Source organism: Deinococcus sp. HSC-46F16, assembly GCF_024171495.1.
GTDB lineage: Bacteria > Deinococcota > Deinococci > Deinococcales > Deinococcaceae > Deinococcus.
This window is the reverse complement of the sequence record NZ_JALJZW010000005.1, coordinates 223,955-238,435: the sequence shown is the minus strand read 5'-3', so window position 1 is coordinate 238,435 and position 14,481 is coordinate 223,955. Positions and strand designations below refer to the sequence as shown.

Annotated in this window: 15 protein-coding genes; 5 read left to right on the top strand and 10 right to left on the bottom strand. The window is 61.5% G+C overall.

Annotation, left to right across the window (positions count from 1 at the left end; genetic code table 11):
• Positions 1-4: 4 nt before the first annotated feature.
• From L1280_RS12275 to L1280_RS12255, 5 genes are all read right to left on the bottom strand, one after another.
• Entirely contained in the window at positions 5-1,036 is a 1,032-nt protein-coding gene (locus L1280_RS12275) for a S66 peptidase family protein (RefSeq protein ID WP_253582585.1), read from the bottom strand.
• Between the two features lie 124 nt (positions 1,037-1,160).
• Positions 1,161-1,691 carry a macro domain-containing protein gene (locus tag L1280_RS12270; protein WP_253582584.1) on the bottom strand — a complete coding sequence of 177 codons (531 nt, stop codon included), beginning with the start codon at positions 1,689-1,691 and terminating at the stop codon, positions 1,161-1,163.
• 3 nt (positions 1,692-1,694) lie between these two features.
• A complete protein-coding gene (gene gmk / locus L1280_RS12265) occupies positions 1,695-2,426 on the bottom strand; it encodes a guanylate kinase (protein ID WP_371922916.1) in 732 nt (243 codons plus the stop codon).
• 74 nt (positions 2,427-2,500) lie between these two features.
• Positions 2,501-2,956: a hypothetical protein gene (locus tag L1280_RS12260; RefSeq protein WP_253582583.1), complete on the bottom strand. Its 456-nt coding sequence runs from the start codon at positions 2,954-2,956 to the stop codon at positions 2,501-2,503.
• Positions 2,957-3,239: 283 nt separating this feature from the next.
• Positions 3,240-3,536, bottom strand: a complete 297-nt coding sequence (locus tag L1280_RS12255) for an Lrp/AsnC family transcriptional regulator (RefSeq protein ID WP_253582582.1) — start codon at positions 3,534-3,536, stop codon at positions 3,240-3,242.
• Positions 3,537-3,734: 198 nt separating this feature from the next.
• Here L1280_RS12255 and L1280_RS12250 point away from each other — a divergent pair, with 198 nt between their 5' ends.
• From L1280_RS12250 to L1280_RS12240, 3 genes are all read left to right on the top strand, one after another.
• A complete protein-coding gene (locus L1280_RS12250; protein WP_253582581.1) occupies positions 3,735-4,814 on the top strand; it encodes an Lrp/AsnC family transcriptional regulator in 1,080 nt (359 codons plus the stop codon).
• A 77-nt stretch (positions 4,815-4,891) separates the two neighbouring features.
• Complete coding sequence (locus L1280_RS12245) at positions 4,892-5,773, top strand: tyrosine-type recombinase/integrase (protein ID WP_253582580.1); 882 nt, start codon at positions 4,892-4,894, stop codon at positions 5,771-5,773.
• Positions 5,774-6,507: 734 nt separating this feature from the next.
• A complete protein-coding gene (locus L1280_RS12240) occupies positions 6,508-7,173 on the top strand; it encodes a recombinase family protein (RefSeq protein WP_253582579.1) in 666 nt (221 codons plus the stop codon).
• A 255-nt stretch (positions 7,174-7,428) separates the two neighbouring features.
• On the opposite strand, the gene L1280_RS12235 is transcribed toward L1280_RS12240, so the two are convergent.
• The 3 genes from L1280_RS12235 to L1280_RS12230 form a co-directional block, all read right to left on the bottom strand.
• Positions 7,429-8,058 (bottom strand): hypothetical protein, encoded by a 630-nt coding sequence (locus tag L1280_RS12235; protein WP_253582578.1) that lies wholly within the window; start codon positions 8,056-8,058, stop codon positions 7,429-7,431.
• Between the two features lie 50 nt (positions 8,059-8,108).
• The gene (locus L1280_RS15850; protein WP_371922915.1) at positions 8,109-8,285 is read right to left on the bottom strand and encodes a helix-turn-helix domain-containing protein; all 177 of its coding nucleotides are present in this window, start codon (positions 8,283-8,285) and stop codon (positions 8,109-8,111) included.
• 686 nt (positions 8,286-8,971) lie between these two features.
• On the bottom strand, positions 8,972-10,690 hold the full coding sequence (locus L1280_RS12230; protein WP_253582577.1) for a DNA methyltransferase: 1,719 nt from the start codon (positions 10,688-10,690) through the stop codon (positions 8,972-8,974).
• Between the two features lie 108 nt (positions 10,691-10,798).
• Here L1280_RS12230 and L1280_RS15715 point away from each other — a divergent pair, with 108 nt between their 5' ends.
• Positions 10,799-10,927, top strand: coding sequence for a hypothetical protein (locus L1280_RS15715; RefSeq protein WP_256488254.1), 129 nt, complete (start codon positions 10,799-10,801; stop codon positions 10,925-10,927).
• Between the two features lie 75 nt (positions 10,928-11,002).
• Here the strand turns inward: L1280_RS15715 and L1280_RS12225 are convergent, their stop codons facing one another.
• Positions 11,003-11,914 (bottom strand): SDR family oxidoreductase, encoded by a 912-nt coding sequence (locus tag L1280_RS12225; protein ID WP_253582576.1) that lies wholly within the window; start codon positions 11,912-11,914, stop codon positions 11,003-11,005.
• A 93-nt stretch (positions 11,915-12,007) separates the two neighbouring features.
• Between L1280_RS12225 and L1280_RS12220 the strand changes: the two genes are divergently transcribed.
• Positions 12,008-12,274, top strand: a complete 267-nt coding sequence (locus L1280_RS12220; RefSeq protein ID WP_253582575.1) for a hypothetical protein — start codon at positions 12,008-12,010, stop codon at positions 12,272-12,274.
• A 55-nt stretch (positions 12,275-12,329) separates the two neighbouring features.
• Here L1280_RS12220 and tkt read toward each other — a convergent pair whose 3' ends face one another.
• Complete coding sequence (tkt, locus tag L1280_RS12215) at positions 12,330-14,321, bottom strand: transketolase (protein WP_253582574.1); 1,992 nt, start codon at positions 14,319-14,321, stop codon at positions 12,330-12,332.
• Positions 14,322-14,481 lie beyond the last annotated feature (160 nt).

Sequence of the window (14,481 nt, the reverse complement as noted above, 5' to 3'; positions counted from 1 at the left end):
CCGTTCAGGGGAACACCGTGACCCGCCCCGCCGCCGGGTCCAGCCGTGCCCGCCCCCCCAGCGGCAGGGTGAGCTGCGGGCTGGTGTGCCCGAAATCCACGTTCGCCACCACCGGGAGGTCCTCCCGCCCCGCCTCCCGCAGCACCCGGCGCACCCAGCCGGACAGCTCCACCACCATTTCCGGGGTGTAGCCGCGTGGGCGGGCCAGCAGCAGCCCGGCGGCCCCGGCGAGGAGGCCCTGCGCGGCATAGTTCCGCAGCCAATACCCCACCTGACGGGGCGGGGGCACGTCCTCTGAGGTCTCCAACGCGAGGACGGCACCGTGCCACAGGTCGGACGCGGGCCAGCCCGGAGTGCCGCCCAGCATGTCCAGCACCTCCAAGCAGCCTCCCATCAGATGTCCCTCGGCGGGCGCCTCGCCCTGAAGCCAGACCCAGCCGTCGCCGGGCTGGAAGGGACGGCGCACCGCCTGTGCCCCCTCGTCAGCCCAGTCCATACGGGCCTGCGTCCACTCCGGCGCGGGTGCGAGGTCGAAGGGACGTGGCTCGTCCACCAGCGTCCGCCGCACGCCCTCAGCCACGAAGGGATGCATCCCGCCGTTCTCCGCGAGGTCGGTCAGCAGCGCGGGGCCGTGGTAGGCCATGACGCCCGCCCGCAGGAACTGGGTCAGGGTGACCGTGGCGTCGCTGTAGCCCAGAAAGACCTTGGGGTGGGCACGAATCAGGTCCAGGTCGAGGAAGGGCAGCAGCCGCACCGAGTCGTCCCCGCCGATGACGCTGACCAGGCCGTGGATGTCGGGGTTTTGCAGCGCCCAGTGCAGGTCGTCGGCGCGCGCCTGCGGGTTGCGGTCCAGATACTCGGGGCCGCGCAGCGCGTTGGGGGCGGCCACGACCTTCCAGCCGAACTCGGCAGCAACCTGCCGCACCCCGGCGTGGTAGCGGCCCATCACCTCGGTGACAAAGCCGCTCGACAGACTGAGGGCCGCCACCCGCGAACCAGCGCGCAGGCGGGGCGGACGGATGAAACTGGGCGCCATGCGGCAGGCTAGAGGCCAGCGGGGGCGGGCGCCATAGGCCGGATGGCGGGCCGGGACACGAAAAAACCGCCCACTTGGGGCGGTGATGTTGAAAACTATAGCGTGGTATGCGCTGAGGGTCAAGTTATGCGCGGCTTCCCTCACCGAACTCCGCCTCCGCCTCCCAGAAGGCCTGCACCGCCCCCTCCCCATGCAGCACCAGCCGCACGGTGAGGCCAGGATGCTCGGCCAGGAAGGCGTGAATGGTCCGCAGCGTGACCCCGGCCGCCTCCGGGAGCGGATAACCGTAGACTCCGGTACTGATCGCAGGCAGGGCCACCGAGTCGCAGCCGTGCTCCACCGCCAATCTCAGGCTCTCGCGGTACGCCCCCGCCAGCAAGTCCGCCTCGCCCTGCCCGCCGCCGCGCCAGATCGGCCCCACGGCGTGAATCACGAAGCGCACGCCCTGCCGCTCCAGATCGAACGCGGGGGTAATCACCGCCGTTCCCGTGGGGGTGCCGCCGATTCGCCGGATGGCCCGCAGCAGCTCCGGTCCGGCGGCGCGGTGAATCACCCCGTCCACCCCGCCCCCACCCGCCAGTTCCTTGTTGGCGGCGGTCACGACCGCGCAGGTGCGCTCGCGGGCGATGTCTCCCTGAAGGAGGTGCAGGGGCATAACCTAGCTCTCCACCACGCGGCGCAGGTCCTCGGTGCTCAGGGCGCCGCTGCGGACCGTGTGGGCGAGGCGCTGCGCGGCGCGGTCCTCATCGGTCCACTCCGTCTCGGGGCGCCCACGGGCACGCTCGGCCCGCTGCACGGCCCGCAGTTCCTCTACCGCGCGGCCCAGGTCATCGTTGACCACCACGTAGCGGAAGTCGTGGGCGTGCATGATCTCCTCGCGAGCGCGGGCGAGACGTTTCTCGATGCGCTCGGGCGTCTCGGTGGCGCGGCCGGTCAGGCGGCGGCGCAGCTCGGTGAGGCTGGGGGGCATGATGAAAATCAGGATGGCCTCGTCGCCCAGGCGGTCCTTGACCTGCATCGCCCCCTCCACCTCGATCTCCAGGACCACGTCCTGCCCCCGTGCGAGGGCCGCCTCGATGGGTTCGATGGGCGTGCCGTAGTGGTTGCCCACGAACTGCGCGTGCTCCAGAAAGCCGCGCTGCCGGGCCTTGTCCAGAAAGACCTCGGGCGTCACGAACACGTAGTCCACCCCGTCACGCTCGCCGGGCCGGGCCTCGCGGGTGGTCCACGAGGTCGAGTAGAACACGTCCTGCCCGGCCAGCCAGCGCTCGCGCAGGGTGCCCTTGCCCACCCCGGAGGCGCCCGTGATCACGAGCAGCAGGCCCCGGGGTGGGCGGGGCTGGGGGGCAGGGTCAGGGCCAGGGGCGGCGTCCGGGGCAGTCACCATCATTCGCATCAGCATACGGGGAGCGGGGCGGGAGAGGCCGGGGTGCCCCTTCCCGCCCCGCGCGGCTTTCCCGCGCCTTACTTCTTGCTGCGGCCCCGCGCCTTGCTCCCGCTCCCGCCCGACGAGGTCCGGCTCCGGCTCTTGCCCAGGGCCTGGCCCTTTTCGTAGCTCGCCTGCATCTTGCGGCGGGTTTCTTCCGCCAGCGCCTTGAAATCCACCAGTCCGGCCGAGATGTTCTCGGCGGTGGGTTTCACATTCCCGGTGCGGCGGGTATTGGCCAGCGCTTCATTGGTCTCTTCGAACCACGCCTCGAAGTCAGGCGTCACGTCAAAGAGCATGTCGCGGGTATCCCGCTGATAGGTGCCTTCCGCGCCACGGCGAGAAAAGGTCTTGGGCATGGTGAAGCGCTCGGTCAGAAAGGTGGCATCGAACTTGCCTTCACGGACGGCTTCGCGGAATTGCTTGACAAAGAGGTCGCTGCGCTGGGGATTGCTGAGTTCCTGAACCTGCTCGCTGAGTTTCTTGTAGGCCACGGTGCCCTCCTGGACCGAGTATGGGTTTCTGGGAGGCAACCTGTAAAGAGGAGCGCTGTTTCATGGCGAATGGACGCCGCCCCTTTTTGGGTCTGCGTTCGCCGCCGTTCAACCGCTCGCTTCCAAAAGAAACTGCCCCATAACCTTTCTGGAAGCGCGGGGGAAGGAAGCACCGGAGGCAGAGGTGGCAGGCAAAAGCCCGGTTTCTTGGTTTTCGGCCTCGTGCGCTTCTCTCCTGAACTTCGGTCTGCAGGGTCACCCCATCCAGAGGCGTTCCCGCGCTTCAGGAAAACTGCTCGCCTTCGTCCAGCCCGACGCCGAAGCCCTGGTCGAGCAGCGCCTCGCTGTAGGTGCGGAAGGCCAGCATGGTTTGGGTGCGGGCGATGCCCTCGACCCGGCGCAGGTGGCCGGTCACCACGTCGTCGAGGTCCTCGTAGCGCTCCAGTTTCAGCACCACCACGATGTCCCACTCGCCTGTCACCGAGTACACCTCGCGCACGCCGGGCACCCCCGCGAGGGCCTCGGCGGTTTCCTGAATGCGCTGGCGGTCGGCCTGCACCATCACGATTGCTGTGACCATGCCCTGCATTGTGGCCTATCGGGGGTGGCCAGCAGCCAGCTTCCCGCCACGGCCCAACGGCAAAGACGCACAATCAGCCTCTTCCCCGACGTGCCCCCGTCACCAGCCAGCGGCGCCAGGCTGGAAGCTGGCCGCTTCTCTTCCCTGACCGATCGTTCGGGGACGTTCGCCGCCGCGCGGAGCCGTACCCTGGAGGGCATGACGGCTCCCGCCCCCGCGCCCGCCCCGGCGACCCCCACGGTCACGCCGCGCGAGCAACTGCTCAACCGCATCCAGAAGGACATCCCCATCGTGCAGCGGCCCTACCGATTGATCGCCGAGGAAGTCGGGCTGACCGAGCAGGAAGCGCTGGACATCCTGCGCGAGGTCAAGGCGGAAGGCGTGCTGCGGCAGGTCAGCGCGATCTTCGACACCCGGACCCTGGGCTACAAGTCCAGCCTCGTCGCCGCCGTCCACGACGAGGATCAGCTCGACGCGGGCGCGGAGATCGTCAATGGGCATCCCGGCGTCAGCCACAACTACAAGCGCAACCACAGCTTCAACCTCTGGTACACCATCGCCGTGCCGCCCGAGAGCGACCTCGAGTCGCACGTGCAGAAGCTGCACGAGCTGAGCGGCGCCAGGGTCACCCGGCTGATGCCCACCCTGCACCTCTTCAAGATCGGTGTGGAATTCGACATGACCGGCAAGGAGGACTGGAACGCCAAGGCGAAGCCCCAGTACACCGCCGAGCAGCGCAACGTCGGCTACGAGGTCACGGCCCTCGACCGCGCCTTCGTGCTGGAGTTCCAGAAGGACCTGCCGATCACCGAGGAACCCTACGAAGGCACCTGCGCCGCGCTGGGGCTGACCATCGACGAACTCGCCGCCCACGCGCAGAAGATGAAGGACGCGGGGGCGCTGCGGCGCGTCTCGGCCGTGTTCCGGCACCAGAAGGCGGGCTTTACCTTCAACGCGATGGGTGTGTGGGCCGTGCCGCAGGAGCGCGTGGCCGAGGTGGGCCGCCAGATGGCCGAGTTCAAGGCCGTCAGCCACTGCTACCTGCGCCCGACCTACCCCGAGTGGCCCTACACCATCTTCACGATGGTCCACGGCCGCTCCAAGGAGGAAGCGTTCGGCAAGATCGCGGCCATCGAGCAGGAGGTCGCTCCCGGCATCGACCACGCCATCCTGTACTCGACCAAGGAGTACAAGAAAGTGCGGCTGGAGTTCTACCAGCCCGAGTTCTACGAGTGGGAACAAACTCATTTGGGTGCGTCTAGCACAGCAAATCCCTGAGTAGAGCACTCGCAGAAGCTCCCCAAAATTCAGCAAGATTCTGACCCTAGTCTTGTACTCCACAAGGAGCTAGGGTCATGCTCATTTCAGAGGCCATTCAGGAGTTCGCACGGGAGCATAAGAGCCGGGGCAGCCGCCCCAAAACCATCACGTACTACCTAGACACCCTCAAGCGCCTGCTTAAGCCGTGGCTAGAGGAGGAGGTGTCTCGCCTGACGCCCCTTACCGTCAACCGAGCCTTAGACCGTGACGTGAAGCCCGCCACCCTCGCCTCTCAACATGCGGCTCTGCGCTGCTTCTGCAACTGGCTAGAGGCCGTGGGAGAGCTACAGAAGAATCCATTTCAGGGCAAGGCCCGCCCCAAGGTCAGGATTGAACCCAAACGAGTACTCAACCCGGATGAAATGGCAAAGATGCTTGAGGGGGCCAAAGGGGTTGATGGTGCTGCCCGCTGCAAAACCCGTAACGTTGCCCTTCTTGTCCTGATGTTTGATACCGGACTCAGGGCGGGAGAGGTCGCCTCCCTCAAGGTCTCCTCTGTGGATTGGGAGATGGGCGTGGTGAAGGTGGAAGACGGCAAGGTGGGCGTCCGGTTTGTCACGGTGGGCCGGAAAACCCTCCGGATACTTAAGAGGTACGTTACCCATGAGAGGAAGGGCAGTAGCCAAGCCCTTTTCCTGACCATCTCCCGCAAGCCCATGAGTGCCCGCCAAATCAGCCAACTCATCCTCAGGATTTCCCAGCGTTCCGGGATTGGCTGGGATGTTCGGGCGCACCGTCTCCGCCACTCCTACAGTTGCGCCTACCTCCGGGCAGGGGGTGAGGTGTTCAGTCTCATGCGCCAGTTGGGACACAAGCGGCTGGAAACGACGGCCAAGTACATCCATTGGACGCCTGAGGGGTTGCAGGAAGCTAACGAGCGGTTTTCCCCCATGAGTAGAATCGTTCTCCCTGGTTAGGAACACAAGGCATTGGAATAGATCTTATCCCCCCATTAGGGGGTACAACATTCCTGCTTGCTTTTCGATTTGGTCACCTTAATATTAGTTATGAGAATGAAATATTGCTTTTTAATAGCTACTTTGTTGTCGTTTCAAACAACAACGGCCTTTGCAGGGCCTGGAGCGACCACCTCTTCAATAGCTTGGTGTGATAAAGCTATGAGCCTCAGCAACAAAGATGTGGTGCAGATGTGGAGTAGCTATGGCACAAAGGACTGGACCTTTAAGTGGGAGGACCCTGCTGGGACTAGATACCTACCCTGGGAGTGGAAGAAGGGGAGGGACTATCGTGATATAAATACATTGGTAAATTTCTTATGGAACAAGTTTACAGATGGTAGTCCACTCGTGCCATTAGATAATGGGTATTATTTTTTAAATGGCTCAAAAGTGCATGTGTTTATAGCGCATCGCCCTTACAATGGCGTAGCCAGAGAGCAAGCCATGACTATGATTATTAGGGATCTGGGAAAGTCCGCTTATGTATGCGAAGGTCTTGGAACAGTTCTAAAAATACCCAACCCTCCTATGCGGCCTTGACTAAACTAAGGGATGACCCAACTTTCAGTTAGTGTCTTCAAAACAGGATCTCTTACAAACCCCGCCGACTTAAGGCGGGGTTTGTAGATTTAAAGTCAAAATACTTTGTAACAGTTTAGATACGACCGTATCCATTGTGTTACACTTCGCCCATGACCTCAAAGGCCGTCATCTACTACCGAGTGAGCAGGGAGAAGCAAGCTCAGAGTGGCTTGGGGCTAGAAGCTCAGGCAGCAGCAGTAACGGCCTTTGTGAAGCAGCGTGGGTTAGAGACGGTGGCGGAGTACACCGAGGTGGAGACGGGTACCAGCAAGAAGCGCCGCACCGAGATTTTTAAGGCGATTGAACATGCTCAGCGGGAAGGAGCCATTCTCCTTATCGCCAAGCTGGACAGGCTCTCCCGCAATCTTCATTTCGTGTCCGGGTTGCTGGAATCCGGGGTGCGATTCACCGCTGTTGATATGCCAGAGGCCAATAACCTCACCATTCAGCTTCTTGCGGTCATGGCAGAACATGAGGCCAGGGCGATTAGCACCCGCACCAAGGAAGCTCTCAAAGCAGCCAAGGCCCGTGGCGTCCGTCTCGGCTCTCCTAAGCCCATGGTGGAAGAGGTGAGGGTCAAGGGCCGGGAAGAGGTCAGCAAACGCTTCAAAGACGCTTACAGGCGGAACTACGGGTATATCCAGCTTATGAGGGAGAGCGGCTTGTCTCTCCGGGAGATTGCGGCCCGCCTGAATGCTGAGGGCCACAGCACTCGCTCCGGTACCCAATGGGGGCCTGTACAGGTCAGCAGGGTGCTAACCAAATTGGCAGGATGAAAAAAGGGCGGTCAAATCCGCCCTTACTTCTTCTTGTGCTCTAGCTGTGTCATGACAGAGTGATTTCCTCGCCTCTGATAAGTGGCTTTGTACTCTTCGTAGGGGTCGCTATACGTTACCTCTTGTTTAACGGGCTTACCATTCTTGTCTGTTTTTACCTTGTTTTTCGTAATTTCCATTCTAAAAGTCTCCTTGATTCCAACTCTAAAAATTAGGTGTGCGGGTGGACAACCTCAATGTATGTCATAACAAACACTAGCATTTCAACCGAGTCCAAGAGCGTCTAGGAAGGTATTTCTTCCCCATCATACCCTTCCACTCTAGGTAAGTACCGACCATCACATCGTACTCTTCCGAATTAATACTTCTATCCTTGGGGTTGATGACGCTCTTGGACATATAGCGCACCAGACCAAAGTAGTCATAGACCAGCGTCTCTGCTTTGAGAGGAGTACCTACCTGCCTACCCGAGATAATGTGGGCGTGTGCTCCAGTGTAAGCAGATAGCTCTAGGCCAGCAGTGTAAGGACCATTAACAATTCTACCGAGACGCTTCTTCACCTTGCCAACCGTATCAGGGTTAAAAATGGCATCATAAGCTCCCCAAGAGGGATACAGGTCGCTTAGTGGAAGAGTGTAGAAGTAGGCATCATCTCCCAGAACACTTTTGAGCCTGTGAGCATAGGAGTTAAGATTTCTCTCCTTAGCTGCGGCCTTAGCTTCCCTATTGTCATAAGCGATAGGTGGATAGCCCTGTTTAATCTCGCCTGTGGATGTATCTACATAGGTATTACTATCCTTGTAATCCCTGGCTAGAATCAGCCTTTTCTCTCTTTGCGGGAGTTTTATTGAACTGTTTGTATTTTTATAGTATACTCTATCCATAACTAAGTTCAACTAGAGGAGGGGTTGCCGCCCCTCCTTTTCCATTTTCTCTAGCCTATTAATCTCCTTTCAACAATAGTCCTCACTGCTTCGGGGCTTATGCGGTAATTCCTATCCCCTATTCTCACAGCATTAATCACACCGTCTTTAATAAGTCTGTATACGAGCGTAGTGGAGACGTTAAATTTCTCTGCAAACTCCGCCACTGAAATATATCTTTCGTCCATGTTAACCTCTATTGCTTTCTCTAAGAAAGCTATATACAAAGGTTACCACTGTTGCTTGACTATCTCAAAGATGGTGGTCAAGAAACACAGAGGTATATTTCTAAGATTTGGGGCGTGTAAATTCCGCTTAGCCGACTTGCTTAAGCTCGCAGACAGTAATTTGCTCAGACTAGAGGCATATAAGGAATTACCACAGACCGAGAAGCATAAGACTGGTGCTCACGCCTTGACTTCTACTTGCATAAATGCAGTTTAGCAGACAGTTAAGTTAGAACCATGAGGACGTAGGTCAAGCATTCCGTCAGTGAGCCGGAAAACTAGTCCTCATCATCCCTATCTGCGCAGAACGACATTTCCACGATTACGCAAATAACGTATATTCTTCTCATTAATTCCCCTGATTTCACAGGATTCTCATCAAACTGCGCTAATATCTGTTCTAGGGGCACAAGTTTATACAGCTAATCATGTCCCGACTGAATTGGAGATTTATGGGAAAAATAAAGCAGTTTTTAGAAGAGTATGGGGAACCGTTGGACAGGTTTGAAGGTGACATGGAAGTAGAGCGGGCGACTTTTGCGGAGTCGCCCATAGTGACTCATGGATGCCCTTTAGAAGCTCAAGCAGGGGCACCCGCTCAGCTTGAGGGTCAATCCAGCCATGCCAGCAACTTAGAGGTTTAGTGCTCAGTCATCGCCAAACAGAGAGGGAGCGTTGCCCTTCTTCGTTTGGCGTTGAAGGGTTTTCACCTCTTGGCGTTCAAAGCTCATGTTGGCAGAGCCGTGGGGAATCTCAGGGCGCTTGCCCTCTAGGATTTCTTGCACCGTGAGCAACTGAATTTTGGGGTAGCTCTTGGCTCCATACTTGTACGTTCCGGCCTTGGCTGCCTCATCCTTCATGCCTTTAGTCGGCTCGTCTATGGTGATGAATACGCCGATGGCGGCACTCTCCCGCTGGACTGTGCCCACGAGATCACGCACCATGGCGGGGTTAAGATTCTTGCCGCCCTTGACGCTCACGATGACTTTTTCCAGCTTCTCCCCGGCTGGAGTACGGAAAAACATCTGGCCGTCAATCCCCGTGTCCCCGCCCTTCTTCCCCTTCTTGTTGCTGGCCGTGGCTCCGTAGGGTTGTGCCCCAGCAAGCCCCACAATCCAAAACTGAAACTGGAACGGGTCACGCTCAAAGAGGTAACGGGCGGCTCCCACATCCCGAGGGGTCCCCTCAACCTGAAAGTCTTTTCCGGGCTTGAGGCCAAAGTCACGCTCTAGGCGGGCCGTCATGAGGGCGACAGAGAGATGGGTAATGTCTATGCCCCGCCACTGCCTCCCAAGCTTCTGAGCGGCAGCTACGGCGGTTCCACAGCCACAAAAGGGGTCAAGTACCACGTCGCCCGGATTGGAAGAGACTGAGATGATGCGCTCAAGTAAGGCGACAGGCTTTTGGGTGGGATAGCCTAGCCGCTCTGCGGCCTGGGAATTGACTGGGGGAATGTCAGTAATTACATCTTGAACAGGCACACCTTCCGCAAGGTAGCGGCGAAATCTGGGAAAGCCCGGTTGTCCACCTCTGCCTTTCGTTGGCCAGTAGATGTAACCGTGACTATCTAGGAGGTCTAGCTTCGCCTGCGTACTCATGGAGGTGGCTGTTTCCTCTCCCACAAGCCCTTTCATCACCTCTCGGCTTACTGCCCAATGTCTACCCTTTGCGGTCGGGTCCACACCTTTCCACGGTGCCCCAGAGTCTCCCTGCCGTATGCCAGCCGCCGTCAGGTTGTCAAGCTGAAACCTGCCCTTGGCGTCAGCATTTTTATACTTGCTGTTGACGTAGGATTCATCAAATTTTTGGTAGACCGGATTCCACACAGCCTGCTTTGAGGCACCGTAGAAGAGGATGGTGTCATGCACGTCTCCCCATCGTTTTGAACCACTATGGGCACTCGTCCTCTTCCAGATGATTTCATTCCTGAAGTTGGCAGCCCCGAACAGAATGTCCAGAACCATCTTGAGGTAATGGCTCGCCACAGGGTCACAATGGAGATACAAACTCCCAGAAGGCTTCAAAACTCGCCTAAGCTCGTTCAGGCGCTCCGCCATTGAGACGAGGTAAGCGGAGAGGTCATTTTTCTGAAGTGTTCCGACAATGAGATACAGAAGCTCAGCCAGCTTGCCGTTCTTGGCCATGATGCGGTCTAGGGCATGTTCAGACTCCAAGGTCCAATGCCATGTGTCCTCAAAGGCAAGAATCTGAGCCGTCGCCCCGTCATCCTTATTGTGCTCTCGGAAAATGACGTTGTAGTCAACTTTTGAGTTGAAGGGGGGGTCAAGGTAGATGAGGTCTACCGACTCGTCTGGGAAATGCTCTGCCAGCACCTCTAGGTTGTCCCCGTAGTAGAGCGTGTTCACTGCGGCCAGCCTACCAAGGGGTCTCTGACGGTGGGGGCACAAATGGGGGGTGTTTTCCCGTGACTTGTGCTCTCTGGTATACTTCTGCCGGAGTACGGGGTCAGAGTTTTGCCGTACCAGTGGGAGTTTTTCAGCGGACCTTTTTGCTTCACCAAGGAGTACAAGAAAGTGCGGCTGGAGTTCTACCAGCCCGAGTTCTACGAGTGGGCGCGGGAGAATCTGGGCACGGAGGCTTGAGGGAGGGGGAAGGGGGGAAGGGCGCTGCGGCTTTCGCTTCAGCGCCCTTCCCCCTTCCCTTTTTTCCCCTGGCCCCTACCCGCCGACCACCGTGCCGCCGTTGGGGTGCAGCACCTGCCCGGAGAAGTACGAGGAATCGTCCGACGCCAGGAACACGTAGGCGGGCGCGACCTCGGCGGGCTGGCCGGGGCGGCCCAGCGGAGTCTCACCCCAGTCGCTCGCCAGCTTGTCCTCGCTGATGGTGGCGGGAATCAGGGGCGTCCAGATCGGGCCGGGGGCCACGGCGTTCACGCGAATCTTCTTTTCCGCGAGGTTCTGGCTGAGGCTGCGGGTAAAAGCCACGATGGCTCCCTTGGTCGAGGCGTAGTCCATCAGCTCGGGGCTGCCCTTGTAGGCGGTGATGCTGGTCGTGTTGATGATGGACGCGCCCTCTCCAAGGTGCGGCAGCGCGGCCTGGGTCAGGTAGAACATCCCGAAGATGTTGGTGCGGAAGGTGCGCTCCAGTTGCTCGGGGGTGATGTCGGTGAGTTCTTTCTGCTCGTGCTGTTCGGCGGCGTTGTTCACCAGAATGTCGAGCTTGCCGAACTGCCCCAGCGTCTGCTCGACCGCCTGCCGGGCAAAGGCCACGTCGCCGATGTCGCCCGCGATGGCGAGTGCCCGGCGGCCCTCGGCCTCCACCATCGCCACGGTGTCCTGCGCGTCTTGGTGTTCGTCGAGGTACAGGATCGCCACGTCGGCTCCCTCGCGGGCGAAGTGGACGGCCACCGCCCGCCCGATGCCGCTGTCGCCGCCGGTGATCAGGGCGACCTTGCCTTCCAGCTTGCCGCTGCCCCGGTAGTCCTCGCGAATGGTGATCGGCTGGACCTCCATCTCGGCCTCGCTGCCGGGCTGGGTGCCCTGCGTCTCGACGGGCGTTTCCTGCGGGTAGTCCTCGGTGGAGGCGGTTTCGGGCTGGACCTTGGCCGGATTCTTGTCGTGGTCGGTCATGGCCTGACTTTTCCATCCCCTTTCCCCGCCCTCCCCGCCCCAGCTCACAAGCTTGAGGAGGCGTGAAGGACGCGTCCGCTCTAGACTCGCCGCATGACCACGGCGCTGGTGCTGATCGTGATCTCGCTCGCGGGGGCGGGGGTGCTGCTGCTCACGCGGCGGGGCGGAACCTTTTCGGCTGCCCGTGGTCGGGGAGCCGAGGACGCCCTGTTGCGGCAACTGCTGGGCATGACGCTGGGCAACCGTGCCGCCATCGAGCGGGCGGTGATCGCCCGGCAGCGCCAGTTTCCCCGCGCCAGCCGCACCGAACTGCTGCGGATGGTCCTCGACGAGTACCGCCGCGACCACGCCCGCGACTGAACGCCAAAGCGCCCGCCTCCTGGGCAGGAAGCGGACGCCGAAGGCTGTCGGGGGGTTAGCGGGCTAACACGTCCCTGACCGTCTTCACCACGTTCTCCACGCTGAAGCCGAACTTCTCGAACAGCACCTTGGCGGGCGCCGAGGCCCCGAAAGTGTCCATGCCGATCACGGCCCCCTCAGAGCCCACCCACTCGTACCAGGGCGACTTGCTTGCGGCTTCGATGGCAACGCGGGGTACACCGGGGGTTAGCACCGAGTCGCGGTACCCGCGCTCCTGCTCGCGGAAGATTTCCATGCAGGGCATTGAGACGACGCGGGCCTGCGTCCCCTCCGACCCCAGCGCCTCCGCCGCGTCCAGCGCGAGGCTGACCTCGGAGCCGGAGGCGATCAGCACCACTGCCGCGTTCTCAGCGTCGCGGACCACGTAGGCGCCCTTTTTCACGCCTTCCGGGTTGGCGGGCAGGATGGGGAGGTCCTGGCGCGAGAGGGCCAGCGCGGTCGGCCCCTTGCCGTACTCCAGCGCCATCTGCCACGCGGTCGCCGTCTCGTTGGCGTCGGCGGGGCGGATGACGTGGGCGCCGGGGACGGCCCGCAGCATGGCGAGTTGCTCGATAGGCTGGTGGGTGGGGCCGTCTTCCCCCAGACCGATGGAGTCGTGGGTCAGCACGTAGGTCACGGGCTGCATCTGGATCGCGGAGAGGCGGAAGGCGGGCTTGAGGTAATCCGCGAACACCAGGAAGGTGCCCACGAGGGGACGCGGCCCGCCGTACAGCGCGAGGCCGTTGGCGGCGGCGGCCATGCCGAACTCGCGCACGCCGAAGTAGACGTTGCGGCCCTCGTAATGACCCGGCAGGAATTCGCCGCCGTCCTTGATGGTGGTCTTGGTGCTGCCGGAAAGGTCCGCGCTCCCGCCCATCAGGCCCGGAACCACCTTTGCCAGCGCGTTGATGACCTCGCCGCTGGCGTTGCGGGTGGCGACGGCCTTGCTGCCGGGTTCGTAGGTGGGGAGCGCGTCCGCGAGGTTCTCCGGCAGGTCCCGCCTGAGCAGGCCCATCACCTCGGCGGCGAGGTCGGGGTATTCCTGCCCGTAGCGGTCGAGGAGGGCCTGCCACTCTGCCTCCTGCGCGGCGCCGCGCCCCCTGGCGTCCATGTGGGCCTTGACCTCGTCCAGCACGGTGAAGGGCGGGAAGTTCCAGCCCAGCGCCTGCTTGGTCGCGGCCACGCCCTCCTCGCCCAGCGGCTCGCCGTGCGCCTTGCTGGTGCCCGCCCGGGGGCTACCGAAGCCGATCACGGTGCGCACTTGGATCAGGGTAGGCTGGTCCGTGTGCTCGCGGGCCTGCTGGATGGCGGCCTCGATCTCAGCGAGGTTCTCGCCGTCCTCCACGCGCAGCACCTGCCAGCCGTAGGCGCGGAAACGGGCGGCGGTGTCTTCGGACTCGGCCTTCTCGGTGGCGGTGTCGAGCTGCACCGCGTTGTCGTCGTGGAGCCAGATCAGCTTGCCGAGCTTGAGGTGCCCGGCGAGCGCGGCGGCCTCGTGGTTGATGCCTTCCTGAAGGTCGCCGTCACCCAGGATGGAATAGACGTGGTTGTCGAAGATCGGGAACTGGGGGCGGTTGTAGCGGGCGGCGAGGTGCGCCTCGGCCATCGCCATGCCCACCGTCATCGCCGCGCCCTGTCCCAGCGGCCCGGTGGTCGCGTCGAGGCCGGGGGTGTGAAAGAACTCGGGGTGGCCGGGCGTCTTGCTGCCCCACTGCCGGAAGCGCAGGATGTCGTCGAGCGGCATGTCGTACCCGGTGAGGTGCAGCAGCGAGTAGATCAGCATGGAGGCGTGCCCCGCCGACAGCACGAAGCGGTCGCGTCCGGCCCACTCGGGGTTCTGCGGGTTGTGGCGCAGGAAACGCTGCCACAGCACGTAGGCCATCGGGGAGGCGCCGAGGGGGGCGCCGGGGTGGCCGCTGTTGGCCGCCTGCACCGCGTCGATGGCGAGCGTGCGCATGGTGGTGATGCTCAGGCGATCCAGGTCCTGTCCCTGTCGTTCGGCGGTCATGGGGCGCAGTGTACCGGGCGCGTGCGGGGAACAAAGGACACGCCCCCACCTGCCACGAGGTAAGGGGCGTGATCGAAGGGCAACTTCGGGGCCTGAAGGCTCCATCCGGTCCGGGGAACAAGCACACCGACGGCGCTTCCATTCCGGTGAAAACAGAATA

Bases quoted from the DNA above. Each gene is read 5' to 3' on its own strand.
- L1280_RS12250 (WP_253582581.1), top strand. From the start codon at position 3,735: ATGACGGCTCCCGCCCCCGCGCCCGCCCCGGCGACCCCCACGGTCACG.
- L1280_RS12225 (WP_253582576.1), bottom strand. From the start codon at position 11,914: ATGACCGACCACGACAAGAATCCGGCCAAGGTCCAGCCCGAAACCGCC.
- L1280_RS12220 (WP_253582575.1), top strand. From the start codon at position 12,008: ATGACCACGGCGCTGGTGCTGATCGTGATCTCGCTCGCGGGGGCGGGG.
- L1280_RS12245 (WP_253582580.1), top strand. From the start codon at position 4,892: ATGCTCATTTCAGAGGCCATTCAGGAGTTCGCACGGGAGCATAAGAGC.
- L1280_RS12275 (WP_253582585.1), bottom strand. From the start codon at position 1,036: ATGGCGCCCAGTTTCATCCGTCCGCCCCGCCTGCGCGCTGGTTCGCGG.
- L1280_RS12240 (WP_253582579.1), top strand. From the start codon at position 6,508: ATGACCTCAAAGGCCGTCATCTACTACCGAGTGAGCAGGGAGAAGCAA.
- L1280_RS12255 (WP_253582582.1), bottom strand. From the start codon at position 3,536: ATGGTCACAGCAATCGTGATGGTGCAGGCCGACCGCCAGCGCATTCAG.
- gmk (WP_371922916.1), bottom strand. From the start codon at position 2,426: ATGATGGTGACTGCCCCGGACGCCGCCCCTGGCCCTGACCCTGCCCCC.
- tkt (WP_253582574.1), bottom strand. From the start codon at position 14,321: ATGACCGCCGAACGACAGGGACAGGACCTGGATCGCCTGAGCATCACC.
- L1280_RS12270 (WP_253582584.1), bottom strand. From the start codon at position 1,691: ATGCCCCTGCACCTCCTTCAGGGAGACATCGCCCGCGAGCGCACCTGC.
- L1280_RS15850 (WP_371922915.1), bottom strand. From the start codon at position 8,285: ATGGACGAAAGATATATTTCAGTGGCGGAGTTTGCAGAGAAATTTAAC.
- L1280_RS12235 (WP_253582578.1), bottom strand. From the start codon at position 8,058: ATGGATAGAGTATACTATAAAAATACAAACAGTTCAATAAAACTCCCG.